Genomic DNA, 24,977 nt, shown 5'->3' with positions numbered 1-24,977 from the left:
GGCGGACGAACCCGCGGAGATTTCCCGGGCGACCCCGCCCTACTGCCTTATTTCGCCGATCTCATAGAGGATATAGAGCGCATTGCGTTCGACCTCGGTGAGATCGGCATCGATCCCCTCGACCGCCGGAACCGCGTTGCCGTCCTCATCGTCGTGAGCGGGCACGCCCTCGATTTCCCCGAGGATCTGTTTGCGCACCGACGTCGACAGCGGGCACAGCGGCACCAGGAGGTAATCGGCATTGGCGAAGCCGGAAAGCCCACCGTAATACCACGGTGCGTTCCCCTCGAGCGGCTCGAAGGCGCCATAGAGCCAGAAGCCGTTCAGAATATCAGCGACGAAGGCGGTCTTGCCGTCCGCCAAACCACGCGCATTCAGGTCGTCTGCGATGGTCTTGAACCAAGCGACGGTGCCAAGCTCGACAGTGCAATTCGCAAGCGTTTCCCCCCGCCATTCGGTATCCTCGCCCTCTCGGAAATCCGCTTCCCAGAACGCGGAATAAGGGCTTTCGGGACCGTCGAGGGCGATCTTCGCATCCACCCGATGGGCGCGGATCGTGGGCGTCACGATGTCGTCGTTCGCCCCCGACCCGGGCAGAAGGGACGTGTACTTATCACTATCCTCGATAAGGTGCCGGAAGGGTGAATAGGCCAGATTGATCACCGACGGCGCGCCCAAGGCCAGCATGATCACCGCCGTATAGGTCACGACCCGGCGCATGTCCCAGCCGAACGCGTTCCTGAAACCCTGGGCGGGGACGAGAACCAGCAATATGAGCGCCACGAGCGGCAGCCATTGGGGATCGTTGCCGAAGTTCTGGTAGGTGACATAGAAGAAAGCGGGAACGAGAAGCAGCATCACGAGCCCCTCGACCTTTCGCCCCGATTGGCGCAGCCAGATCACCGACAGCACAAGAGCGAGCGACCCGGCCATATAGGCCGGCGCACCGACCACCGCGCCAAAGGGCAGCCCCGGTTGCGGCCGCACCGGCGACGAAGCGACCGTGGCGAGATCGCGCAGGTAGGCGACCCAGAAGAGCGGCGTTCCGGCGGCGAGCGTGACCAGAGCGAAGACGATGACGGCGGAGAGTAAACCGACCCAGATCGCCCTGCCCTGCCCGCGCTGGATGAGCGCCACGAGGACCGCGGGGAAAAAGGCGAGCGCATAGGTGAATTTCAAGAGCACCAGCGCGGCCATTCCGACGCCGATGATGACCCCGTCGAGCGTCTTGTTCTCGGCCCGTGACCCAAGCATGGCGGCCGCCAGCACCACGAACGTCACGGCCCAGGCCCAGCGGTTGTAGTGCATCGAGATCGACACGGCGCGCTCCGCCTCGCCGTGGACGAGCGCGAGCGTGAGGACCATGACGATCCCGGCAAAGGCAAAAGCCAGGAGACCATCGAACCGCGTGCGCGCCACATACCAAGTCGCGGGAAGCAGGAGCACGGCCACCACGACCTGCGACCAGAGGATCGCGTGACCCACGCCCATGCCCAGAGACACGAGCCAGGCGATGGGTGCCATGGCCAGGACCCCGATGGGCGTCACGAAATCCAGATGCGGCCAGTCACCGCCCGCCATGCGCAGCACCATCTGCACCATGTGGAGCGTATCGCCCTCGTGCTTGCCGATATAGAAGCCGCCCTTCAGGATCGCCGCCCCGCCCAGCACCACGATCAGCCCGACAAGCCACAAAGCCAGACGAAACCCGTCCTTGCCACCCATTCTGCCCATTTCGCCCCTCTTTTTGCCAAGGTTGTTTTTAACTGTTTCGAAAGATGCATCGTGCATCGTCGTCACGCAAAGCTAATCGCGGTTTGAGGTGGCGACGTGAAGCGAAACCGGTAACGAAACGAAAAAAATAGGGCAGAGACCAGCACCATGAGCATGATGAAAAGCCCCCCGGTCGATGTGGGTGTGGAACCGCCGCCGCCCTGCCGGAACATGGAGGACACGGGGCTGTCCAAGGTCATGATGCGGGACATCCTGCTCAAGACGATGTTTCGCTCGAACGCCGACACCGTCGGACAGCTCGAACGTGCGCTATGCCTGCCCAGCCGGGTGACGCAGGAGCTCATCGACAACGCGCGCGACGCCGGGCTTCTGGAAGCCATGGGCACGCTTCATGCGACTTCGGGCAATGAAATGGCCTATCGCCTGTCCGACCAGGGCAAGGCACGGGCGCTCGATGCGCTGGCGCAATCGGAATATTACGGCGCGATGCCGGTGCCGATGCATATCTACGCCAAACAGGTGAAGCGCCAGTCGATCCGCAACATACAGATCACGCGCAAGCAGCTCACCGAAGCGATGGGTCACCTGATCCTGCCGCCGGAACTACTCGACCATCTCGGGCCGGCCGTCGGCTCCGGTCGGTCTATCCTCATGTATGGACCACCCGGCAACGGGAAATCCTCGATCTCGAACGGGATTCGCGACGCCCTGGGGGAAAAGATCTATGTCCCCCGCGCCATCGAGTATTCCGGGCAGGTCATCACCGTCTATGACCCCATCGTGCATTCCGCCGCCGAGGATCAGGTGGACGATCCGCTGTCGTTGCGCCGGACCTCGAACGCCTTTGACCGGCGTTATGTCCGCTGCGACCGGCCCACGGTGATCACCGGGGGCGAACTGTCGCTCGACATGCTCGACCTCGTCTACAACAAGACGGCGCGCACCTATACCGCGCCGCTTCAGCTCAAATCGACGGGCGGCGTCTTCATCGTCGACGACCTTGGCCGGCAGGCGGAACCACCGCAGGCGCTCATCAACCGCTGGATCGTGCCGCTGGAGGAATCGAAAGACATTCTCGCGCTGCAATCGGGCGAGAAGTTCGAGGTGCCTTTCGACACACTCGTGATCTTCTCGACAAACTTCCACCCCAACGACATCTTCGACAAGGCCGCGCTGCGCCGGATCTTCTTCAAGATCAAGATCGACGGCCCGTCGCAGGAGAACTTCCTGAAGATCTTCGCGCTGGTGGCGAAGAAGAAGGGGATGAAGCTGGATGAAGCCGCGCTCGTCCATCTGCTCAAACGGAAGTATCCGACCATCGACAACGTCTATGCCAACTACCAGCCGGTGTTCCTCATCGACCAGATGATCGCGATCTGCGACTTCGAGGGCATTCCGTACAGAATGACGCCGGAACTGATTGACCGCGCCTGGGCCAACATGTTCGTGAAGGACGAAACCATCGTTCACTGACGCGATTGGCGGTGCGGGGGGAACGCAACCCCGCACCGCCGACCCGTCCCCCGCATCGAACGCAACAGGCGGGGAACGGGATCCGTGAGGCGCTATGGCTTCAGGATATCCTGAAGCAGCGCCATCTGCCGGCCACGGTCACCGCCCGAAAGCTGGGCGAGCGTCGTCTCGGGCGTCGCCGCCATACCGTCTACTGCCAGCTGCGCGATGACCTCGGTCACGTCGCGATGGGCGAGATCGGCCAGCACCCTCACCTCGGCACCGTTCATCGCCTGCAGGATCATGCCAACCGGGCTGCCACCAGCCGGTTGCGCCGGGGGTATCACCATGCTGGCCACCGTCACCGCCACACCCGCAGCGATGAGACCGAGACCCAAGGGCCGCTTGAAATAAGTCGTGAAGGCCCGCCAGTTGAGCAGCATATGCGCGGCCACCGCCGCCACCATGACCATGCCGATCCATTCGTGGGCCGGTCGTGACAGGCCGGGCGCCAGGTGAAAAAACAGGAGGACACCCGAGACCAGCGTGACGAGCGTCGTCGCGATGGTTAGCGGCGTGGCCCAGGGGCGCAGAGATTTGGAAGAAAACGGGTTCGCCATGACTGGACAATCTTTCGTGCAACGTTCGCGACTTATGTTCCTTGGAAACTGAACGTTCGGACTGGGGAATTCCGTCGCGCCTGTGGACGTTTTTCGATCTTCTTTTCGCGCCCGTCGGGACCTATCTTCCCCCTCATGTCCCTGCCCAACATTCTCACCGATTGGTTCGCCGCCAAGGGTTGGTCCCCGCACCCGCACCAGCACGAGATGCTGGCAAAGGCCGAGGACCCGGCGACATTGCTGGTCGCGCCCACGGGTGGAGGCAAGACCCTGGCCGGGTTCCTGCCGACGCTGGTCGACCTGATCGAGGCACCGCGCCGTGGGCTGCATACTCTCTATGTCTCGCCGCTCAAGGCGCTTGCCGCAGACATGCGGCGCAACCTGACCGGGCCGATCACCGAGATGGGTCTGCCGATCCGGGTCGAGGATCGCTCGGGTGACACGACGCAGACCCGGAAAAGGGCGCAGCGGGTGGATCCGCCGGAAATCCTGCTCACGACGCCCGAGAGCCTCGCGCTGCTCCTGTCGTATGAAGACGCGCCGCGCATGTTCGCCGGGCTCGAACGTGTCATCGTCGACGAACTTCACGCGCTGGCGGAGTCGAAGCGTGGCGATCAGTTGATGCTGGCTCTGGCCCGGCTCGAAACCCTGCGCCTGGGCCTGCGCCGGGTGGGGCTGTCGGCCACGGTCGAAGACCCCCCGGCCCTTGCCCGCTTCCTGATCCCGGGCGGTTGCCCCGTGCTCAACGCCGACCCCGGTCCGGACCCTGACGTAAGCATGCTTACCACATCGGCCCCGCCCCCGTGGTCCGGCGGAGGGGCGATCTATGCGATCCCCGAGGTACTGGAGGAAGTGAAGCGTCACAAGACGACGCTCATTTTCCACAACACGCGCGCGCAGGCGGAGATTTTCTTTCACAATCTGTGGCTTGCCAATACGGACGACCTGCCGATCGGCATCCATCATGGCTCGCTGGCCCGTGAACAGCGCCAGAAGGTCGAAGCGGCGATGGTGGCCGGGACCCTGCGCGCCATCGTCTGCACCGGCACGCTCGATCTGGGTCTGGACTGGGGCGATGTCGACCTCGTCATGCAGATCGGGGCACCGAAGAACGTGAAGCGCCTCGTGCAGCGGATTGGCCGGGCGAACCACCGTTACAACGCGCCGTCGAAGGCCATCGTCGTGCCTGCGAACCGCTGGGAGGTGATCGAGTGCCAAGCGGCAATCGAGGCGGTCCATGCGCGCGACCTAGACGGCGATCCGCGTGGACCGGGCCCGCGCGACGTGCTCTGCCAGCATATCCTCATCGTCGCCTGTTCCGGCCCCTTCGACGAGGCCGCGCTCTTTGCCGAGGTGCGCCGGGCTGGACCCTATGCGGGCCTCACGCGGGCGCAGTTCGACGAAGCTTTGGATTTCGTCGCGACCGGGGGATACGCGCTCCGGGCCTATGACCGCTGGCAGCGGCTCATGCGCCGCCCCGACGGGCTTTGGCAGCTTCGCGACCCGCGCGCCACGCAGCTTGTGCGCATGAACATCGGCACCATTCAAGACACCGATACGCTCAAGGTGCGGATGCGCGGTGCGGGGCGTCCGTTGGGCGAGGTGGAAGAAGGCTTCGCCGCCTCGCTCACCCCCGGCGACACCTTCCTCATGGGTGGCCAGATCGTTCGTTTCGAGAGCCTCAAGGAAATGCATGTGGAGGTGAGCCGCGAGCGGGGGCGCGAGCCGAAGGTGGCTGTGTTCGCCGGCACCAAGTTCTCGACCTCGACGCAGTTGTCGGACCGGATTCTGCGGCTCATTCACCGCGACGACCTGTCGGACCTGCCGCGACATACCGCCGAATGGATCCGGCTTCAGCGCAAGGTGAGCCACCTGCCCCAGCCCGGGCGCATCCTCGTGGAGAGCTTTCCCCACGACGGGCGGGCGCAGACGGCAATCTATGGCTTTGCCGGTCGCGGGGCGATGCAGACGCTCGGGCTACTTCTCACCCACCGGATGGAGGAGGCGAATCTCGCGCCGCTGGGCTTCGTGGCGACGGATTACGCCGTCCTGATCTGGGGGCTGCACCCGGTGGCCGAGCCGTCCTTCCTCTTTGACCGCGAGGGGTTGGTTGAGGGGCTCGAAACCTGGCTCACGAAGAATGCGCTCATGAAGCGGACCTTCAAGGAGGTGGCCAACATCTCGCATCTCACGCCCCGGAATTTTCCGGGCCACCGGTCAAACGGACGGCAGGCCACGTTCTCGTCGGACATTCTATACGACACGCTCCACCGCTATGATCCCGAGCATCTGCTCCTTCGGATCACGCGGGAAGAGGCGATGCGGGGGCTGATTTCCTTCGGAAGGATCGAGGAGATGCTCGCGCGGACCGAGGGGCAGGTGGATCACGTGATTGCGGACCGGGTAACCCCTTTCGCTGCGCCGCTGTTTCTCGAACCGGGGAAAGTCCCGGTGGAGGGTGCAGGCCGTGAGGCGCTGGTCGCGGCTGAGGCGGCGCGGCTCATGGCGGAGGCTGGCTTGGAGTCCTGAGGGGAAAGCGAGGGGCTCCGCCCCTCGCGCTCCCCGAGGTATTTATGAAGCAGTGAAGGAGGGCGCGTTAACCTTAATCCCCCATGACGGCATCCATCGGATGGACGCCGCCCAGACGTAGAAAGCGGCTCTGTTCCTCGTCGTTCTTGAAAAAGGGCACGCTCTCGGGCGCATCGACGTCGGGAAGACGCGCGGCGACCTCGGCCAGAACGACCTGGGTCACGAAGGGCAGGTCGAAATCGCGCACCTGTGCGAGCGGGATCCACTGCAGAGCCGACAACTCGTCGCAGGCGCGGGAGAAATCGTCCGGATCGGTTTTAAGCCGCTTCGCATCCGCCAGAAAGAACCTTGCATCGAAACGACGGGTCCGGCCCGGGGGCGTGATCGCGCGGAAAACAAAGGCGAGGCCGTCGGGTGACGGCACATGGCCGGTGGCGGCGAAATCGGCCCAGTCTTCGGGCGCGTCGCGCCAGTCGCCTGGCTCGCCCAGGATCTGGCCGGTTTCTTCCCAAAGCTCGCGGATCGCCGCGGCAAGAAGGGCGGGACCGATGCCCGGCGATGCCTCTTCCCCGAGCCGCGTGCGGCAGGGTTCGGCCCCGGCCTCGGCCAGCGGCACGTGCCAGTCCGCGCCATCGAGCGCACCGCCCGGAAAGACGAACTTGTTGGGCATGAAGGCGGCCTTGGCGCCGCGTTGACCCATGAGCACGCGCGGCTCGGTCTCCGCGTCGCGGATCAGCACCACGGTCGCTGCATCCCGGATGATCCTGGATTTGTCCTCGGTCATGCGTTCCCCCAAAAGGGCCCCGCGCCCCGGTCTAGTCGTCGTTCTGCCCCGTGCCGAAGCCGTGCAGACGTTTCGCCCATTGCACGCCCACGAGCAGGCCCTTGAACCTTGGCAGAAGGTAGAGGGACATCGCAACCGCAAGCACCGCCAGAATAGCCGAGAACAGCATCGGATCGGGCCGGAACCTTACGTAACCGAAGTGAAAGAACGGCACCAGAAGGTGCCCGACCACGAGGATGGTCAGATAGGCAGGCCCGTCGTCGGCGCGCTGGTGATGGAGTTCTTCGCCACAGACGGTGCAGGTATCGCGCACCTTGAGGTAGCTTTTCATCATCGGTCCGGTGCCACAGGCCGGGCACTTCTTGCGCCAGCCGCGCCAGATCGCCTGCTTGAGCGGGCGCTCCGCGGTCACCTCGGACATCTCCGGCGTCATTGCGGCATCCATGGTCGTTTCTCTTTCGGGATCGTGTTCGCTTCGCGCTTCTTAGCGGACTTGGGCCGGGGATGGCCATGGCGCGCATTGTCGCGGGCGGTATCTCGCTGGAAAAATTCGGTGCGCCGGCGACGGAAACCCGCAGACGCCTCGTTTGAGAAACATGTCAGGTGGCGTCGGGCACATTGGCTTGGAGCGCCGGAAGGCAAGGCAGGACACCTCGGCCAAATGGAGAAATGAACATGAAGAACGTCTGGAAAATAGCAACCGTCGGTGTCGTCACCGGCCTTACCGTTTCCATCGCCTCGGTCACGATGGCGGAGGCCCGGGACATGGACCGGCACGGTGGCGGTCACATGGGACGCGATCACGGCATGCGTGGCGGGATGCAGATGAGTTTTGCCGATCTCGACGAAAACGGCGACGGGTCGATCACGGCCGAGGACTTCACCGCGCGGGCGCAGGCGTTTTTCGACGGTGCCGATGCCGACGGAGACGGCAGTGTGACCTTGTCAGAGCTGACCGCAGCCAATGTCGCGCGCTTCGACGAAGCCTATGAGGCGCGCGTCACCCGGGCGGCGCCCGGCGAAGTGCCCGGTCGTCCGTCGGACGCGCAGGTGACCGCGCGGGCCGAGAAGATGGCCCAACATATGATCGCGCGAGGTGATGCGGACGGGAATGCCACGCTCGAGGGCGAGGAAATGCAGACCGGCGACCGCGCGGCGCGGATGATCGACCGCTTCGACACCGACGACGACGGGGCGATCAGCAAGGCGGAATTCGACGCCATGAAGGCCCGGCGCGGCAATGGTCACGGCGAGCGGATGGAGCGCGGCGGTGAGCGCCGGGGTCCCGGTGCAGGTCAGGGCCGAATGGGCAACAGGCCGATGCCGCCAGCGGCTGACGCGGCGCCCGACACCGAGGCGAACTGAACGCCGGAACACACCTCTCCGGGGCAAGGGCCTTGCGCGCCCTGCCCCGGTCTGAATGTGCCGGTTCCCGCGTCGATTGCGCGGGAACCGGCGACAGGATACCAACCGGACGCGATGGATATGGCTTTGGACGCAAGCGATGAAGTCTCGGACGAGGCTCTGCTGGTCGCCTATGGGAATGGCGACCGGGAGGCGGCGATGCTGCTCACCGCCCGTCTTGCGCCGCGTGTTCTGGGCTTCGCCACGCGGATGCTCAAGGGCGACCGCGCCGAGGCCGAGGACGTGACGCAGGAAGCGATGCTTCGCCTGTGGAAGGTCGCACCCGACTGGCGCCAGGGTGAGGCCAAGGTGACGACCTGGCTCTTTCGGGTCACGACCAATCTGTGCACCGACCGGCTGCGCAAACGGCGCGGCGTCGACATGGACTCCATGCCGGAACCCGAAGACGATTCGCCCGGAGTCGCGGCACGGATGATGGACGCGGACCGGGCGACAGCACTTCAGGCCGCGCTCGACGAACTGCCGGAGCGGCAGAGGGAAGCGGTGATACTCAGGCATCTAGACGGGTTGGGGAACCCGGAGATCGCCGAGACGATGGAGATTAGTGTCGAAGCGGTCGAAAGCCTGACTGCACGCGGCAAGAGAGCGCTGGCCCGGATCCTGTCCGGACGGCGCGAGGAGTTGGGATATGACGAAACGTGAGCTGAACGACGACGATCATCTGCTCGAAAGCTACTTCGCGGCGGGGCGGACCGAAATACCGACGCCCTCGGCCGAGTTGCTGGGCCGGATCATGGCGGATGCAGAACGGATCGCACAGGCGCGGCAAGGTGCTGCCCCCGCGCGCGCACCGTCTCGGCGGCCTTTCCTGATGGCTCTGGCGGCGGCGGTGGGCGGATGGCCCGCCTTTGCCGGGATGGCCACCGCCGCCGTCGCCGGGGTCTGGATCGGGGCAGCCGCGCCCGAGGCTCTGTCCACAGTGACCGGCGGGCTTCTCGCACCGGCGAACGAGGTCTACCAGATCGAGGATCTCGCCCCCGGCTATGGTGCGCTTCTGGCGCTTGATCTGGAGGCGGCGCAATGACCGAGCAGACCCCGCAAAGGCCCGAACCTTCGACGACCAGATCCGGCACGCCCGGCTGGGTGAAGCTGCTGCTGGCCGCATCGCTCACGCTCAATCTGATGGTGGTCGGACTGGTGGTCGGTGCCCGGCTGGGCGACGGCCCGCCCGGACGCGATCCTGGTCCGCGCACGCCACGCGAGCGGGTCGACCCGGCCCTCGGGCCCTTCGGCCGCGCCTTGCCGGACAACTACCGCGAGCGGGCCACCGAGGACATGCGCAGCCGTGCGGGCACCTTTGCCGACAACCGCGGCATGTTCGCGGCGCAACTGGGCGAGATGCTGACGCTCCTCAGGGCCGAGCGTTTCGACGAAGACGCGTTTCGCGCGGCGCTGGAGGCGCAGTCGCAGATGTTCGAGACCCGCAGCCAGATCGGGCGCGATGTGGTGTCAGAGCAGATCGCCGCAATGTCGCCGGAAGAGAGGCAGGCCGTGGCGGAGAAGCTCGAAAAAGGGTTCGGGCGCGTGCTGAAGGGGGAGCCGGGCCGGGATTAGGGCCGGGTCCAGACGCCGCTGCTCAGGCCGCGTTGCGGGTTGCGGCGAAGGTGACGAGGTTACGACCGGCGGCCTTCGACGCATAGAGCGCCTGATCCGCCCGCTCGTAGGCGCTGCGGCCATCGAGCGTGGCCACGCGCGCCACCGCTACCCCAACCGAGATCGAGATCGCAACGCTGCGCCCCTCTGCCCCGAGGGCCACGTCCCGCGACACGACCGCGGCCCGCAGGCGCTCGGCGACAGCCCGCGCCGTTTCGCTGTCGGTGTCCGGCAGCACGACGAGGAATTCCTCGCCGCCAACGCGGGCGACCATATCGCAGTCCCGCAATTCGGCCCGCAGGCGCGACGCAACGCTGCGCAGGACAGCATCCCCGGCCAGATGCCCGAAACGGTCGTTCACGCCCTTGAAGTGGTCGAGGTCGAGCAGCATCAGCGCAAAGCTGTCCGGTCGGCCCGCCCCCTGCGTCCGGCAAAGGCGGTCGAGATAGCCGTCGGCATAGCGGCGATTGTAAAGCCCGGTGAGCGGGTCGCGCAGCGCCTGATCGAGCCGGTCTTCGAGCGCGTCGCGCATCCTGTCAGCTTCGCGTTTCCGGGTCACGAGGCGGTCGAGCCGCAGAGCCAGTTCGGCCGCGTCGAAAGGACCTGGCACGATGGCGTTCGCCCCGAAATCAAGCGCAAGATCGGCGGTCGCGCTTGCGCCCTCGAACATCTGGTAGAGGATCACGGCGTCACGGCTCGCTTGACGGGCGCGCAGTTCGCTGACCAGCCTGAGGCTCGATCCAGGGTGCGCGGGAGTCTCGACGATGACATAGGCATCCGGCGCCCGCACCGGTTTCGGTTCAAGAGCGACATCTGCCGTCTCGGCCACCACATCGCCGCCGAGGCTTTCCGCCAGGGCCCGGCGCCAGATCACGGCGGCATTCGCCTGTGGCGTAACGATCGCCGCCCGGATACGTGGGGCAAAACCGGCATCAGGTTCGGAAAACCCCGCGAGGCCCAACACGTCGCGCCGCCGCAGCAGGTCGCCGCGCATCGACATGTCACGCAGGATAGAGCGAAGCAGTGCCGACAGTTCGACCTCGGCGGGAAGCCCGGCCAAAACCTCGTCCGCGCCCGCCTTCAAGGCTTCGATCCGTGCGTCGCGATCATTTCGCGCGCCATAGATGACGATCGGCACATCGGCGAGCGGGGCGAGCGCGCGCAGGTGGCGGCACGCGGCAAGCCCGCCGCCGGGAAACCCGAGGTCGAGCAGGATCACGTCGGGCACCCCGGCCTCCACATGCGTGACCACCTCGGCCATGGTGCGCGCCAGAACGACATCGTAGCGTGCCAGCGCCAGCCGCGCCTTGAGCGCGATCCGGTCGGTGACGAGGTCGTCGGCTATGAGGATCCTGCCGCTCATGAAATCCCTAAAATTCGACTCGCATCCGTTGCGTTGGCTCCAACTTTCGCCAAGAAGGGTTAACAAAGCGTTTCCATCTGAGGGAAAGATCACCATGACGCGGGATCGTGCCGAGACAGTCGCCCTGACGGCCCTTGGCTGGCTGGTCGGCAATGACGAGCTCTTGCCTGTTTTCCTTGGCGCGACGGGGGGCGACGCCGGGTCGCTGCGCCGCGCGGCTGAGGATGACCAGGCCCTTGGCGCGGTGCTGGATTTCCTGACGATGGACGACAACTGGGTCGTTGCGCTCTGCGATGCGACGGGGCTCGATTACCGCGATCCCCTGGCCGCGCGCATGGTCCTGTCGGGCGGCGAGATGCATTGGACGTGACGGCTCTCCGGGCCGTCATCTTCGACAAGGACGGGACCCTCTTCGATTTCGCGGCGACCTGGGGCGGCTGGACACAGGCAGCGCTGCTGGAGCTGGCGGAGGGCGACATGGAGCTTGCCCGGCGGCTTGGGCAAGCGCTCGGGATCGTCCTGCCCCCCGATCCTGCCGGTGTCGCGCGGTTTTCGCCCGGCAGCCCCGCCGTATCCGGCACGATTGCAGAGACCGCCGTCCACCTGGCCCCGATGCTCGGTCGGGATGTCGAGGATCTGACAGACTGGCTCGTCATGCGGGCACAGGAGGTCCGCCCTGCGCCAGCCACTGACCTCGTCCGGCTTCTGGGAAGGCTGTCGGCGCAACGTTACGCGCTCGCGCTCGCCACCAACGATTCCCGTTTGCCGACGGAACGCCACCTCGAGGAGGCGGGGATTGCCCGGCTCCTGCCCCATGTGCGCACGGCCGACGACGGGTTGGCGCCAAAGCCCGCGCCCGACATGCTCCTGTCCATCGCGGCCGATCTGGAGCTGCACCCCCGTGCGGTGCTCATGGTCGGCGACAGCAGGGCCGACATCGCAGCCGCCCGGGCCGCGGGAATGCCGGTCATCGCCGTCCTGACCGGACCGGCAGGACCGGGCGAGCTTCTGGACGCGGACACGACACTCGATCACGTCGGGCGCCTGCCCGGCTGGCTCGCCGAGCAGGCGCGCCCGACCTGACCCCATGAGCGACCGAATTGGGGCTTCCTTAACCTCTGTCGGATAGACCGAAGATGTTTCTCGAGGGTTCGCAGATGCACGGCCTAGTTTTCCGCTCCTTCGAGGGGTTCGTTCGCTCCGCCTATGGTGCCGATGTCTGGTCGGCCTGTGCCATGGCCTGCGACCCGACCGGGGGCGGTTTCGAAGCGATGTTCGGCTATGACGACGCCCTCATGGACCGGCTGGTGGACGATTGCGCTGCGGCGCTGGGAAAGCCGCGCGATGCCTTGCTGGAGGATTTCGGAACCCATCTCGTCGCCTCGCCACAGGCGCACAGGCTACGGCGCCTGCTGCGGTTCGGCGGGGTCGACTACGAGGATTTCCTGCAATCGCTTGAGGATTTGCCCGGACGGGCACAACTCGCCGTGCCCGACATCGGGCTGCCTGACCTCGACCTTACCGATCTGGGGGGTGGCGCGTTCCGGCTGGATTGCGGACGGACGATCCCGGGCGGGGGACATGTGGTCGTGGGGCTGCTTCGGGCGCTGGCCGACGACTACGGCGCGCTGGTGCTGCTTGACCATCAGGGCACGCAGAACGACCGGGAGGTCATCTCGATCCATGTGCTGAAGACCGACTTCGCGCGCGGGCGTGATTTCGACCTTGCCGACCGCAGCCTGCCGCGCGCGGGGCCCGTCCCGTGACGGTCCTCTCGCCCATCGCGGCCGACCCCGGCCTTCTCGATGCGTTGATGCCCATGCATTTTCGCATGTCGCGAGACGGATTCCTTCGGCACGCGGCGCCGACCCTGATCAAGGTTGCCGGGGAAGCGGCCCTTGCCGGGCGTCCGGTTGCTGACGCCTTTGACCTGCGGCGTGAAAGCGGGCCCGGGCTCATCGACCGGTTGACGAACTCCTCCTCGACCAAGATCCACCTGCGCCTGCGGGACCGACACCGCACGCAACTCATTGCCGTGCCCGTGCAGCTTCCGACCGGTGACGTGCTCGTGAACCTGTCTTTCGGGATCGCCGTGCTCGATGCCGTGTCTCGATACCATCTTGCCGGGTCGGATTTCGCGCCGACCGACCTCACCCTCGAATTGCTATACCTCGTGGAAGCCAACATGGCCGCCATGAACGAAAGCCGCGCCCTGAACGAACGGTTGCAGGGCGCGCGAATGGCGGCCGAGGCACAGGCGCTCACCGATACACTCACCGGCCTGCGCAACCGCCGAGCCCTCGACGTGGTGCTGTCACGGCTGGCGGAACGGTCGATGCCCTTCGCCCTCGCCCATCTCGACCTCGATTTCTTCAAGGCCGTCAACGACACCCATGGGCATGCGGCAGGAGACCGGGTTCTGGTCGACGTCGCCCGGATCCTGCTCGAGGAAACCCGCGAGGATGACACCGTGGCGCGCGTGGGCGGCGACGAATTCGTGCTCGTCTTCGCAGGGCTGGTCGACCAAAGGCGTCTGCAAGCGATCCTCATGCGGATCATCCGCCGCCTGGAAGAGCCGATTTTGTTCCGTGGCACGACTTGCCGTATTTCGTCCTCTGCCGGCGTCGTGCAATCGACGCACTACGACCCCGTGGACATCGCCCGCATGCATGCCGACGCGGATCAGGCGCTCTATGCCTCCAAGGCCGCCGGGCGTGGGCGGGTAACCTTCCATGGCCTGCCGCCTGAGCGCGCCGGACGGCTTGCCGGGGACGTGGGCCCCGGCGGACGCGATGCCGAGGAGCGCCCCGCCCGCTCCGAAGGCTAGAGACGACGGACCCGCAAGCAAAAAGCCCCGCCGTTTCCGGCGGGGCAGTCGTTGCGCCAATCGCGTGGCGGGAGGATTATTGGGCGGATGCCAACTGCCGCGGCAGTTTGAAGGTCCAGACGGTGCCACCCTGGTTGAGGTAGTTCACCTTCTTCGCGACCTCGCCACCCCAGAGCGGCACAGCGCCGCCCCAGCCGGAGACCACAGTGACATACTGCTCGCCGTCGATCTCGTAGGTAACGGGCTGGCCGACGATGCCCGACCCGGTCTGGAAGGACCACAGGACTTCGCCGGTCTCGTCGTCGAGCGCCAGGAATTCACCCTCGGGCGTGCCGAAGAACACGAGGCCCCCGGCCGTGGTCATGACCCCGCCCCAGAGCGGCGCATCGTTCTTGTATTCCCATTTGATTTCGCCAGTCTCGGGCTGGATCGCCTTCAGGGACCCGATGTGGTCTTCGAAGATCGGCTTGATCGTGAAGCCCGCACCCAGGTAAGCCGCGCCCTTCTTGTAGGAGATCGGCTCGTTCCAGATGTCCATGCCCCATTCGTTGGAGGGCACGTAGAACATCCCGGTCTTCTGGCTGAACGCCATCGGCATCCAGTTCTTGCCGCCAAGGAACGAGGGCACGGCGAAGACCATCTCGCCCTTGTCGGCGTCGAGCGGGTTGCCCGGACGGTTGGCTTCGTTGTAGATCGGGCGCCCGGTCTCGTCGATGCCCTCGGCCCAGGTGATGTCCGACACGAAGGGCGTCGCGCTGACAAAGGCACCGTCTTCGCGGTTAAGGACGTAGAAGAACCCGTTCCGGTCGGCAGTCGCATAGCGCATGTTGCCTTCGGTATCGACAAAGGAAACGACCTCGTTCACGCCGTCGAAGTCCCAGCCTTCGCGCGGCGTGGTCTGGAAGTGCCACTTGATTTCGCCGGTCGCCGGATCGATGCCCAGACGCGAGGCGGCATAGAGGTTGTCGCCCGCATTGCCGTCGGTCGGCGTGCCCGCGTTGCGCAGGTGCGAGTTCCAGGGCGCCGGGTTGCCGGTGCCGAAGACCAGCGTGTCGGTGTCCGCGTCATAGGAGCCGCCGAGCCAGGTCGCGCCGCCGCCGGTCTTCCACATATCTCCCGGCCAGGTCGCGTTGAGCGTGCCGGTCATGGTCGATTCTTCGCCGTTGAGCGTGCCCATGTGACCTTCGATCACCGGGCGGGTCCAGACGATGTCGCCGGTCTCGGCATCGCGCGCCTGCACTTCGCCGACGATCCCGAATTCACCGCCGGAGTTGCCGGTGATGACGAGCCCGTCCACGATGAGCGGTGCGGCGGTGTAGCTGTAGCCCTCCTTGTATTCGGCGATCTTCTTGTTCCAGACCGTGTCGCCGGTCTTGAGGTCCAGCGCCACGATGCGGGCATCGAGCGTGCCGAAATAGATCTTGTCGCCATAGATCGCCGCACCACGGTTGACCACATCGCAGCAGGGCAGGATGCCCTCTGGCAGACGCGCGTCGAACTGCCAGACTTCCTTCCCGGTCTCGAGGTCGATCGCGTAAAGCCGCGAATAGGAGCCGGTGACATACATCATCCCGTCGTGGACGAGCGGCTGTGTTTCCTGCCCGCGCTGCTTTTCTCCGCCGAGCGAGAAGGCCCAGGCGGGAACGAGATTCTGGATGTTTTCCTTGTTCAGCGTGTCCATTGGCGAGTAGCGCTGTAGATCACGCCCCATGCCGTTGGTCAGGATGTTTTCCGGTGTGTTCGCGTCGTTGGCGAGGTCTTCTTCGGTGACATTCGCAATGGCCGGGGCGGCAAAGGCGAAGGCCATTGTCGCCGCGACGGCGGCTTTGACGAACCTGTTCATGTGTATCCTCCCATGGATGCTTTTCGGGCGACGGTCAGGGTGCCGCCGCAGGTCGAGCCACGCATATGATCGTCCGGCCGGAGGGTGCGGCAAATTGGCAGAAGGTCGTATTGGCGCTACGACCCGCCCGAAAACGCATCGTCCTTTGGTCCTATACGGCGCCGAATGGGGTGCGTCTCGGGACGGCGGGGAACGCCTAGCCGCCCAAGGTCTCCAGGTAGGTCACGATGAAATCCTGCACGGTCGGATCGTCGATCCCCACATGACGCATCTTGGTGCCCGGCAGAAGCGCGTCATTGTCTTCCATCCACGCCTTGAGTGCGCCGGGCGTCCAGACGAAATGCGCCTGGGTAAGCGCCTCGGAATAGGGGTAGTCGGGGAACGTCCCGGCCTCGCGCCCCACGACGCCGGTCAGAAGCGGGCCGTAACTCGCCCGGTCCGCGTCGACCGAATGGCAGCGGTGGCATTCCTTGTCAAAAAGCGCCTGACCGGCCTCGGCCTTGATGGTGTCGTATTCGCCTGCGAGGGCCGGCGAGGCGAGGGCCCCGGTTGCGATAGACAGGGCGAGGATGAAGCTGCGAAACATGGGTATCTCCTTGGAACTGATGTGTTGTCCCAAGGATGACCTGTCGGCGGCGCCGGGCGTTTGACGTGGGTCAAGCGCCGGGGGCGACTTTGGTCTCGGAATTCCTACGACTTTGGTCGCGCATGGAGACTATGTCGCCGGCCACGCGTCAGAACATCTTCTGATAACGCCATTCGTCGGCGTCCGGCGTTACCTCGTCCAGGTCGTACCCGGCGCTGCGCATGCGCTCCGCGACCGGGAGTCCGGCGTTTGCGGCTTCGTCGATCAGCGCGCGTCCGGCGGCTTCGTCCTGCGCCACGCCCCATCCCCGCAGAAGGTCGAGACCCCGGTTGAACTGGCCCACAGGGTCCCCCGCCTCGGCGGCGCGGCGGTTCCACTCGGTCGCGGCTTCGAGGTCCTGGGGTCCGCCGAGCCCACGGTCGTCAAGCTGGCTCATCCAGGTCATCGCCCCAGTGTAGCCGTCTTCGGCGCAGCGCTCGAAGAGCTCCCGGGCGAGCCCGTGTCGCCCGGACTTGGTAACGAGATACCCGGTCGAGCAAAGCACCATGTCCGATTGTCCGTCGCGGATGTTCTCCATGACCCGTGCCATCGACATTTCATGGGGGTTGAGCGTGCCCTCTTCGGTCACTTGGGTCTCCTCGCCCATCTCCATGGCGAGGTCTTCGGCAAGGACGATGCCGCCGAACAGCAAGGTGCAGGCGGCGAGCGCAAGCGCGGCAAGGGTGCGGGTCATGATGTTTCCTCCGCACATATTTTGCCATGCGCCCTGCCCCCGCCCCATTGGACCAAAGTGCCGGTTTTTCTACGACCCGGCCCCATTGGACCGGGTCGCGTCGGTTCTATTCGATGGTGATCTGGAGCGTCTGAAGGTCGCCGCGTGCCTGCGGCACGCTGAGCGTATAGCTGCCCGGCTTGATCGCGATGAAGCTCATCTCCATCGTGCCGGCCTCGTCGAACTCGAAGCTGTCGACGCCGAGAGGGCGAATCTCGATGCCTTCGATAACCAGCTCGTTGATCCAGATGGCCCGAAAGAACGCCGCGCCCGCGAGCGCGAGTTCCTGCGATCCGTCTGCCTCGATCTCGATCTCGTAATGGGTGCCGGACTTGAGCATGAGCGGCGCCTCGGCAAGGGGCTGTCCGGCTGACAGCAGGATCGGCGGCAGGTCCTCGGAGTTGGTGGCAGAGAGGAGCCCCGCCATACCGAATCCGGCGTCGTCGTCATCATCGTCCGCGAAGGCAGGAAAAGTCGTGAGGGCGAGGGTCGCGGAAGCCGCGATGAGGAATTTACGCATGGAAAGGTCCTTCTGTTGAGAGGTGCAGGCGGGGTGGCCTGTCAGGGCCGGGTCGCCGCACCCCAGGGAAAACGGCCGACCTGAACGGTCTTTTCCGGCCGGCGGGAAGCCACGTCGATCACCGTCACGTCGCCCGAGACGCCGTTGGTGGTGAAAAGCTGACTGTGGTCGGGGGAAAAAGCCATGTGCCAGACGCGGCGGCCGACGAGGATGTAATCCTCGACCTCGAAGGTCTCCGCGTTGACCACGGCGACGTGGTTCGAGGGCCCCAGGGCCACGAAGGCGGTCTTGTGATCGGGTGTGAACTCGAACCCGACCGGCTGCACGAGGTCCTGATGGATGCCGTCGATCTCGAAACGGATCTTGGCCTTCTCGCTCTGGTCGCCAGTGGTGAAGACGGTGATCGTCCCGCCGATCTCGGAACTCACCCAAAGCTCGCTGCCCTCGTTCACGAACTCCGCATGGCGCGGGCGGCTGTCGACCAGCGTGTTGGCGAAAATCTGATGGCTCTGGGTGTCGATCCAATGCGCCATGTTGGTGGTTTCGGAGGTCGTGATCACGATCTTGCCGTCGGGCGAGACGGCCATACCTTCGGGCTCGATGCCCACGTTGATCTGGGCCACGACCTCGCGGGTTTCGACATCGACCACGGTGGTCACCGCGTCGTCTTCGTTCGCGATCCAGAGATAGCGGTCGTCGGGCGAAAGAACGAATTGCTCAGGGTCCGCGCCGGACGGCAGGTCGTGCAGGATTTCGCCCGTTTCCGGGTCCATGACCTGAACCGCGTTCGAATCGGAGGCGCAGATGTAGACCCGGCTGTGATCCGAGTTGAAGGTGATACCGCGCGGGCGTTCGCCGGTAGGGATCGTGCGCGTGACCTCGAGCGTTTCGACGTCGATCACGCTGATCGTGTCGTCCTTTTCGTTGGTCACCCAGATTTCCGAGGCGGCAGCCGGGGTCGCGACGAGGGCGGCAAGAAGGGCAGGTTTCAGCATGTCAGTCTCCGAAGGCTGTGCAGGTGCTTTCGGGACGGTCCATCCCGAGGCTGTCCAGTGGATTGAATTGATGCTCGAAGCCGTCAAGCGGCGCGCTCTCGACCAGCGCCCGGGCATTCACGACCGGGATCGGCTGGCGCATCTGGCCGTTCCATTGGCGGAAGGACAGAGGACGACCCTGAAACCCGGCAAGCTCGAAGTCGTCGGCAAGGATATAGTCGCGCAGCGCGCCCGGATCGGCGCTGTTCGTGCGCGTCACCGCCTCGCCCACCACACGCATCGCCGCCCAGGCGGCATAATCTCGGGGCGCCATATCACGGCCTGCAAGCGCCTCGAACCGGTTCTGAAGCTGGGCCGCACCCCACTGTTCCACGACCGGCGCCCAGGCAAGCGGCATGAGCCCTGTGGCCCCCGCAACCGGGCGCGGTTCGAAGGTGTTGTGTTCGATGTAGCGGGCGAAATCATCGCCGGCGTCGGCGACGAGAACGGCATCGTGGTCCTTGAAGCCCTGCGTCAGAAGCGGCACTTCGCGGGAGGCAAAGCGGCGCAGGTCGCCGGCTTCGCTCCACTCGGCTTCCGACACGATCTTGAGGCCGAACTTACGGGCCGAGGCGCGGTAAGTCTCGGCCAGTGCGCGGTCGTCGTCGGTTTCGCCCTCGATCAGAGCGAGGGTCGTCCAGCGTTTGGCCAGAAGCACCTGCATGAGCGCATCCGCCCGCATCGATGCCTCGGTCGCGGTGTGGAACACATTCGCGCGGCAGTCTTCGCTGCGCAGGCGCGGTGCTTCGCTCGAGACGTTGAAGATGAGCGCGCCTTCCAGTTCCGGCAGGTCGGCCACGGCAAGGAGCCGCTCGGCATGCATATCGGCGAGGATGATGCGGTGTCCGGCGGCAAGCTCGCGCGCGGCCGCGACCACATCGCCCTCCGGGGGCAGCGACACGGTGGTGAGCTGGTAGTCGTGGCCCATGAAGCTGCCGGTCGTCGCGTTGTCCGCACGGCCCAGATCAGCCCCGGCGAGGCCAAGATCCTCGGGCACGGCATCGAGGTTCGAGAGCACCGCCCGGGGCGGTTCTTCGAGCCGAAGATAGGCGACGGGAACCACGAGGTCGGCGGCCGAAGCTGCAAGCGGGACCGTGGCGGCAAGGAACGCCGCATGGATGATGCGCCGGGTCTGTTTCATGAAAACTCCTCCTGAAGGGAAGCTAGGCGGGAGTTTCCGGAGCGTTCCATTAGACCTTGGTCTCACGCTCACGGAAATGAGACGGCGACAGGGCGCGAACTGCACCAAGGTCTAATGGCGCGAGCGAACCAAGCGGGGCTAGCTAGGCCGAAATGTTGCGGAGGACACCATGAACAGGACCAATATTTTCGCCGCTGTCGCCACGCTCGCCCTTGCCGGCGCTGCCTATGGCCACGGTGACGTGACGCCCCAGCCCGTCAACACCGATGCGCTTCCCGAGGTGGGCGAAGAGTGGCTGATCGAGAACCCTTATCGTGCAGAGGCGGCAGGCGAGGACGTCTGGATGAAAGCGGTCGAAATCGGGGCGTCGGGCTATAACCAGAACTGCGCACGCTGCCATGGACTGGGCGTCGTGTCGGGGGGACTTGCCCCCGATCTGCGCTATCTCGAAGCCGCGGAATATGGCGATGAATGGTATGTGGAACGGTTCCGGCACGGCATGACCCAGAACGGGACCACCAAGATGCCCGCTTTCGGCGAGCTTCTGGGCCAGAAGGCCGCCTGGGCCATCCGCACCTATATCGAAACGCGGCCCGATGACGGCGAGCTCGACGACCATGCCGACCGGCTTGCTGCCATCCGGGACGAGCTCATGTCGGGCACCGTCGCGGATCCGGCGTCGCTCGCGTCGGAATTGCAGGGGATCGCCGACCAGGTCGAGACCGGCTCCGGTGCCCCGGTCGCGGATTCGGTCGCTTTCGAGGCCGCGCGCACGATCAACGACGACCCGGCAAGCTGGAAGGCGGCGGGCGACATCCTGACCGTCGGACTGTCCGCGGCACACTGACGGAGACGCCATGACACGCATAGGCGCTCTTGCGAGCCTTCTGGCCGGTCTTGCGATTGCAGGGCCGGCCTTTGCGCGTTGCGAGGATCACGTCCCGCAGCCCAAACCCCAGAACACCTTCGCGCAGAACATCGGGCGCGAGTTCGACACCATCGTGGACGAAGGCTGGATGGAATTCGCCCTCTACGAGGATTTCGCGCCCTGGTCCTATGAAGAGGAAGGCAAGGTCGTGGGGATCGACGTCGAGATCGCCCGGATCATCGCCGAGGACATCGGCGTGGAGCCGCGCTTTCGCCTCGTGCAGGCGGGCGAGAACCTTGACGCGGATCTGCTCAACTACGTCTGGAAGGGCGCCGTCGTGGGGGGGCGCGTGTCCGACGTGATGATGCATGTGCCCTATGACAGCGACCTGACCTGCCGGATCGAACAGGCGGCCTTCACCGGGCAATATGCCGCCGAAGAGCTGGCCATAGCCTATTCGCTGGCCGATTACCCGGACGGCGGGCCGACGCCGGCCTATTTCCGATACGACACGGTCGCGGTCGAGAACGATTCGATCTCGGACTTCTACCTCTCGTCGCTCGGGCGCGGCGCGCCGGTGGCGGGGGTGCAGCGCTTCCCGACCACCGAGGCCGCGATGGAAACCCTGGTGCGCGGCGAGGTCATGGCAGCCATGGGGCCCCGCGCGGTCCTTGAAGCCGGGATGACCGAGGGGCTCGGACTGCATGTGCCGCCCTATCCGGGGCTCGTGCGTTCGGACTGGACGGTGGGGGTGGCGGTGAACTTCCAGCACCGCGACCTTGGCTATGCGGTGGACTACGCCATCGAGAAGGCGCTTGCTGACGGGCGGATCGAAGCGATCTTTGCCGCGCATGGGCTGACGTTCCTGTCGCCCGAACGCTAAAGCGTCGCGAGGTTCCCCTCGCGGTCGACCAACAGCACCCTGGAAAGGCCGAGCGATTGCGCGGCCTTTTCCATGTCGGGTGCCCGCATCAGGCAGAAGGCGGTGGACGCCGCGTCGGCCAGGGTCGCATCCGGCCCGATCACGGTGACGGAGGACCAAAGCGGCTGGCCGCCTTGGGGGTGCAGGATGTGAGAGCGCCCGCCGATCGTCATGGCGGCGGGGGACGAGGTCGCGGCACAGGCATTGGCCAGCGTGATCTCGGCGATCCGCCCGGCGCCCGGATCTTCGACTCCGAGCCGGAACGGCCCGCCGAGCGCGGCGGTTTCGCCCATGTCGACCCTTGCGGTTCTGTAGCCGCGCGCCGCCAGCATTCCGCGCAACTCCTGCGCCGCATAGCCCTGCGCGACGCCGTTGAAAGACAGCGCCTGTCCCGGCGACAACCGAACCGCGCCGCCCCCGACATCGACGCGAGAGAAGTCCACGAGCGATTGATCAGGTTCTCGGTTTTCCGCCAGTGCCACCCAGAGGCTCTGGATCGTCGGGTCGAAGTGACCGTCTGTGGCTGAATGGACCGTGGCACAAGTCGTAAGTATACGTTCCAGATCGGGCGAGAGCGCCCCCTGCCCCTTCCGATTGAGCCACGCCATGGGTCCTGCGGGGTCATAGAGCGTGAACGTCGCTTCGATCTCGCGCATCCTTGCAAGGAGGTTGCCGAGGTCCCGGTCCACCTCTTGGCGCTGGCCCGTGAGCGACAGCGACACGTCGGACCCGAAGGCCCGCCCCCGCCACTCGGTAGATGCCTTGGCGGGAACCGGCACGAGGGCGGCGGCAGACAGCGCGAGAAGCCGGCGACGGGTGATCATGCGGCCTCCCTCCGGGCACGTCTTGTCTCCACGATCAGCGGCACGCATTTCTTCGGGTCGTCGAAGATGGTCACACAGTCGAGACATTGGAAACATTCGTCATACTGGATCTCGCCGGTCTTCTTGATGGCCCCGTATTGGCATTTCACGCGGCAGAGCTGGCAGGGTGCGCCGCATTCCGCGCGGCGTTCGATCCACTTGCGCCCCCGCAGCAGGCCCCCGATCGCCATGAAGGCCCCAAGCGGACAGACGTAACGACAGAAGCCCTTGAAGAAGATTGTGCCGAGCACGAGCCAACCCAGCGCATAGGCGGCGTAGAACCATTCACGCTGGAACCCGACGGTGATCGCGGTCTTGAAGGGCTCGATCTCTGCCGCTTTCTCGGCCCGGTCTGGAATGAGGAAGGCCACCGCGATCAACAGGGCGAGCGCCAGGTATTTGAACCGCTTGAGCCAGGCGTCGAGCCGGGGACCGGCCTCGATCTGCGGCAGGCGCAGGAGCCGCCCCAGATGATGCGCGAATTCCTGCATCGCGCCGAAGGGACACAGCCAGCCGCAGAAAAGCCCCCTGCCCCAGAGTACGAAGCCAAGGATCGCGACCGCCCAGACGAGAAGCGAGAAGGGATCGTAGAGCAGCACGGCAAAGGACCCGTCGCCCACCGTCGCACGCAGGACGGCGAGCACGGTGACGATGGACAGCTGCCCCTGCCCCCAGTAGCCGATGAAACCCACGACCACGGCGAGGATACTCAGCCGTATTGTGGTGTAATGGCGGCGCGCGGCGAGCCAGTGCATCCCCGGTCCCACGGCGACGAGCAAACCGACGAGGAACACCGACAGGATCGCGAGGTCGGTCTGGCGGTTCACGATGGCCTCGAGCCACGCGGGACGCGGCTTGACCACCTCGGGCACCACGTAGAACCGCGCGGGCGCGACGTAATCCAGCGTGAAGTGGGTATCGCCGATCTCGGGCTGGAACATGCCGTGTTCGCGCACCGCCTGCACCTTCAGGGTCCAGTCAGTGATGGGGTCGAAGCCCAGCCGCCGGTCCGCGCGCAGGATCATCGCGGTCTCATGCTCGGGCACGCCGGGGAGGAAGCCCGGAAACATGTCGGCATCGCGCAGCGCCACGGGGAAGCCGCCTTGATCCGCCGACAGCCGGTCGGGCGCTGTGTTGCGCACGAAATCCTCGGAGACGAGCCCGTGACGGCCAGCGTCCAGCAGAAGGAGGGGTTCGTCATCCGGGCTGACGGCGCGGAGGCGGGCGAGTTCCTCTACGGTGGCTGGCTCGAAAACCGCCTTCTGGACCGAAGGCGCGCCGATGTCGACAAGCCAGAGGTCGAGAAACAGACCCTCCGGGTCCGCCTGCGCCTCCGGATCGTCGTCGGCCCAGATCGTGCCCGCGAAGGCCGCATCGACCTCGGCATTGGTCACGGTCAGCCGGCGCGCGATGCCCTCGTCGACGAGGTCCTGCCACGTCAGGCTCTCTTCCACGGTCATGTCCGGGCGCGCGGGAGTGCCCCCCGCCATGCCGCCCATCTTGTCGCGCGCCACCTGAAGCGCAGCTGCGAGAATGGATTCATGCGCGATGCGGACCGAGGCCGTCGCCTTGGTCACCCCGTCCAGATAGGTCAGGTCGGACCCGGACCCGCCACCACCGTAGGGCACACCCACGACCAGCGGCTGGGTGATCGAAAGCCCCGGGTATTGTTCGAGAAACTCGCGGAACGGCGCCTCGCCCAGTCCCGAGACAAAAACCGGTTCGTTCTGGGTCATCAAGCGCACGTCGATGATCGTTCCGTCGAGTTGCAGGAGCACCAGCATGTCGATGGGCTTGCCCGAGAACCCAGGCAAGGGCGCGAGTGGTCCGGTTTCGAAGGCATAGCCAATCTCGGCGCCGCCGGAATTCAGGAGGTGATAGACGCCGGGTTCCTCCATCGGCTCGCCCAGCGCATAGGGCGGCACGATCAGCGCTTCGATGGTCGCGCGATCCGCCGGCGGCCAGTCGGCCGCGCGGACGGGCAAGGCGGCCAGCGCCGCGCAAAACAGGATACCGACGATGATCCTCCACATGGGGCGACGCTACTCCCGCGCCCCGGCCCCGCCCATACGACCAAAGTCCAGCGCCCTCTTCGACCTTG

General features: G+C 65.6%; 25 protein-coding genes. 12 read left to right on the top strand and 13 right to left on the bottom strand.

Features of this window, described 5'->3' with window-relative positions:
* Positions 1 to 39 precede the first annotated feature (39 nt).
* The gene (locus KJP29_RS09615) at positions 40 to 1,734 is read right to left on the bottom strand and encodes a glycosyltransferase family 87 protein (protein WP_218463353.1); all 1,695 of its coding nucleotides are present in this window, start codon (positions 1,732 to 1,734) and stop codon (positions 40 to 42) included.
* A 147-nt stretch (positions 1,735 to 1,881) separates the two neighbouring features.
* Here KJP29_RS09615 and KJP29_RS09610 point away from each other — a divergent pair, with 147 nt between their 5' ends.
* Positions 1,882 to 3,207 (top strand): ATPase, encoded by a 1,326-nt coding sequence (locus KJP29_RS09610; RefSeq protein ID WP_218463352.1) that lies wholly within the window; start codon positions 1,882 to 1,884, stop codon positions 3,205 to 3,207.
* 92 nt (positions 3,208 to 3,299) lie between these two features.
* On the opposite strand, the gene KJP29_RS09605 is transcribed toward KJP29_RS09610, so the two are convergent.
* Entirely contained in the window at positions 3,300 to 3,806 is a 507-nt protein-coding gene (locus KJP29_RS09605) for a DUF4405 domain-containing protein (protein ID WP_218463351.1), read from the bottom strand.
* Positions 3,807 to 3,941: 135 nt separating this feature from the next.
* On the opposite strand from KJP29_RS09605, the gene KJP29_RS09600 reads away from it, so the two are divergent.
* Positions 3,942 to 6,335: a ligase-associated DNA damage response DEXH box helicase gene (locus tag KJP29_RS09600; protein WP_218463350.1), complete on the top strand. Its 2,394-nt coding sequence runs from the start codon at positions 3,942 to 3,944 to the stop codon at positions 6,333 to 6,335.
* A gap of 73 nt (positions 6,336 to 6,408) precedes the next feature.
* On the opposite strand, the gene KJP29_RS09595 is transcribed toward KJP29_RS09600, so the two are convergent.
* Positions 6,409 to 7,119: an NUDIX domain-containing protein gene (locus KJP29_RS09595; protein ID WP_218463349.1), complete on the bottom strand. Its 711-nt coding sequence runs from the start codon at positions 7,117 to 7,119 to the stop codon at positions 6,409 to 6,411.
* 31 nt (positions 7,120 to 7,150) lie between these two features.
* A complete protein-coding gene (locus KJP29_RS09590; RefSeq protein WP_218463348.1) occupies positions 7,151 to 7,564 on the bottom strand; it encodes a DUF983 domain-containing protein in 414 nt (137 codons plus the stop codon).
* 230 nt (positions 7,565 to 7,794) lie between these two features.
* On the opposite strand from KJP29_RS09590, the gene KJP29_RS09585 reads away from it, so the two are divergent.
* From KJP29_RS09585 to KJP29_RS09570, 4 genes are all read left to right on the top strand, one after another.
* Entirely contained in the window at positions 7,795 to 8,484 is a 690-nt protein-coding gene (locus KJP29_RS09585) for an EF-hand domain-containing protein (protein WP_218463347.1), read from the top strand.
* 114 nt (positions 8,485 to 8,598) lie between these two features.
* The gene (locus tag KJP29_RS09580) at positions 8,599 to 9,186 is read left to right on the top strand and encodes an RNA polymerase sigma factor (RefSeq protein WP_218463346.1); all 588 of its coding nucleotides are present in this window, start codon (positions 8,599 to 8,601) and stop codon (positions 9,184 to 9,186) included.
* Positions 9,173 to 9,568: a dihydroorotate dehydrogenase gene (locus KJP29_RS09575; protein WP_218463345.1), complete on the top strand. Its 396-nt coding sequence runs from the start codon at positions 9,173 to 9,175 to the stop codon at positions 9,566 to 9,568. Before KJP29_RS09580 ends, KJP29_RS09575 begins: the two co-directional genes overlap by 14 nt.
* Positions 9,565 to 10,098: a periplasmic heavy metal sensor gene (locus KJP29_RS09570; protein WP_218463344.1), complete on the top strand. Its 534-nt coding sequence runs from the start codon at positions 9,565 to 9,567 to the stop codon at positions 10,096 to 10,098. The genes KJP29_RS09575 and KJP29_RS09570 overlap by 4 nt, the downstream gene beginning before the upstream one ends.
* A gap of 22 nt (positions 10,099 to 10,120) precedes the next feature.
* Here the strand turns inward: KJP29_RS09570 and KJP29_RS09565 are convergent, their stop codons facing one another.
* A complete protein-coding gene (locus KJP29_RS09565) occupies positions 10,121 to 11,500 on the bottom strand; it encodes a diguanylate cyclase (RefSeq protein ID WP_218463343.1) in 1,380 nt (459 codons plus the stop codon).
* Positions 11,501 to 11,588: 88 nt separating this feature from the next.
* Here KJP29_RS09565 and KJP29_RS09560 point away from each other — a divergent pair, with 88 nt between their 5' ends.
* The 4 genes from KJP29_RS09560 (at position 11,589) to KJP29_RS19405 (ending at position 14,327) form a co-directional block, all read left to right on the top strand.
* Positions 11,589 to 11,870 carry a DUF3572 domain-containing protein gene (locus KJP29_RS09560; RefSeq protein ID WP_218464904.1) on the top strand — a complete coding sequence of 94 codons (282 nt, stop codon included), beginning with the start codon at positions 11,589 to 11,591 and terminating at the stop codon, positions 11,868 to 11,870.
* Complete coding sequence (locus tag KJP29_RS09555) at positions 11,867 to 12,583, top strand: HAD family hydrolase (RefSeq protein ID WP_218463342.1); 717 nt, start codon at positions 11,867 to 11,869, stop codon at positions 12,581 to 12,583. Before KJP29_RS09560 ends, KJP29_RS09555 begins: the two co-directional genes overlap by 4 nt.
* 74 nt (positions 12,584 to 12,657) lie before the next feature.
* Positions 12,658 to 13,266 (top strand): heme NO-binding domain-containing protein, encoded by a 609-nt coding sequence (locus KJP29_RS09550; protein WP_218463341.1) that lies wholly within the window; start codon positions 12,658 to 12,660, stop codon positions 13,264 to 13,266.
* Positions 13,263 to 14,327 (top strand): diguanylate cyclase domain-containing protein, encoded by a 1,065-nt coding sequence (locus tag KJP29_RS19405; protein ID WP_370630859.1) that lies wholly within the window; start codon positions 13,263 to 13,265, stop codon positions 14,325 to 14,327. Before KJP29_RS09550 ends, KJP29_RS19405 begins: the two co-directional genes overlap by 4 nt.
* Before the next feature lie 76 nt (positions 14,328 to 14,403).
* On the opposite strand, the gene KJP29_RS09540 is transcribed toward KJP29_RS19405, so the two are convergent.
* From KJP29_RS09540 to KJP29_RS09515, 6 genes are all read right to left on the bottom strand, one after another.
* Positions 14,404 to 16,170: a PQQ-dependent methanol/ethanol family dehydrogenase gene (locus KJP29_RS09540; protein WP_218463340.1), complete on the bottom strand. Its 1,767-nt coding sequence runs from the start codon at positions 16,168 to 16,170 to the stop codon at positions 14,404 to 14,406.
* Between the two features lie 196 nt (positions 16,171 to 16,366).
* Positions 16,367 to 16,756 carry a cytochrome c family protein gene (locus KJP29_RS09535; protein ID WP_218463339.1) on the bottom strand — a complete coding sequence of 130 codons (390 nt, stop codon included), beginning with the start codon at positions 16,754 to 16,756 and terminating at the stop codon, positions 16,367 to 16,369.
* Positions 16,757 to 16,904: 148 nt separating this feature from the next.
* The gene (locus KJP29_RS09530; protein ID WP_218463338.1) at positions 16,905 to 17,489 is read right to left on the bottom strand and encodes a tetratricopeptide repeat protein; all 585 of its coding nucleotides are present in this window, start codon (positions 17,487 to 17,489) and stop codon (positions 16,905 to 16,907) included.
* 106 nt (positions 17,490 to 17,595) lie between these two features.
* On the bottom strand, positions 17,596 to 18,048 hold the full coding sequence (locus KJP29_RS09525; RefSeq protein WP_218463337.1) for a hypothetical protein: 453 nt from the start codon (positions 18,046 to 18,048) through the stop codon (positions 17,596 to 17,598).
* 41 nt (positions 18,049 to 18,089) lie between these two features.
* Positions 18,090 to 19,043, bottom strand: coding sequence for a YVTN family beta-propeller repeat protein (locus KJP29_RS09520; protein WP_218463336.1), 954 nt, complete (start codon positions 19,041 to 19,043; stop codon positions 18,090 to 18,092).
* 1 nt (position 19,044) lies between these two features.
* Positions 19,045 to 20,223 carry an ABC transporter substrate-binding protein gene (locus KJP29_RS09515; protein WP_218463335.1) on the bottom strand — a complete coding sequence of 393 codons (1,179 nt, stop codon included), beginning with the start codon at positions 20,221 to 20,223 and terminating at the stop codon, positions 19,045 to 19,047.
* Positions 20,224 to 20,392: 169 nt separating this feature from the next.
* Here KJP29_RS09515 and pedF point away from each other — a divergent pair, with 169 nt between their 5' ends.
* On the top strand, positions 20,393 to 21,070 hold the full coding sequence (gene pedF / locus KJP29_RS09510) for a cytochrome c-550 PedF (RefSeq protein WP_218463334.1): 678 nt from the start codon (positions 20,393 to 20,395) through the stop codon (positions 21,068 to 21,070).
* A gap of 10 nt (positions 21,071 to 21,080) precedes the next feature.
* Complete coding sequence (locus KJP29_RS09505; protein ID WP_218463333.1) at positions 21,081 to 21,974, top strand: ABC transporter substrate-binding protein; 894 nt, start codon at positions 21,081 to 21,083, stop codon at positions 21,972 to 21,974.
* Here the strand turns inward: KJP29_RS09505 and KJP29_RS09500 are convergent.
* Both KJP29_RS09500 and KJP29_RS09495 read right to left on the bottom strand, forming a co-directional pair.
* The gene (locus KJP29_RS09500) at positions 21,971 to 22,837 is read right to left on the bottom strand and encodes an FAD:protein FMN transferase (RefSeq protein WP_218463332.1); all 867 of its coding nucleotides are present in this window, start codon (positions 22,835 to 22,837) and stop codon (positions 21,971 to 21,973) included. The genes KJP29_RS09505 and KJP29_RS09500 overlap by 4 nt on opposite strands.
* Positions 22,834 to 24,909, bottom strand: a complete 2,076-nt coding sequence (locus KJP29_RS09495) for a 4Fe-4S binding protein (protein WP_218463331.1) — start codon at positions 24,907 to 24,909, stop codon at positions 22,834 to 22,836. The genes KJP29_RS09500 and KJP29_RS09495 overlap by 4 nt, the downstream gene beginning before the upstream one ends.
* Positions 24,910 to 24,977: the final 68 nt, after the last annotated feature.

The organism is Maritimibacter sp. DP1N21-5, from assembly GCF_019218295.1.
In the GTDB taxonomy this organism is placed as follows: domain Bacteria; phylum Pseudomonadota; class Alphaproteobacteria; order Rhodobacterales; family Rhodobacteraceae; genus Maritimibacter.
The sequence above is the reverse complement of the archived record's forward strand: the minus strand, read 5'-3'. Positions and strand labels throughout refer to the sequence as shown.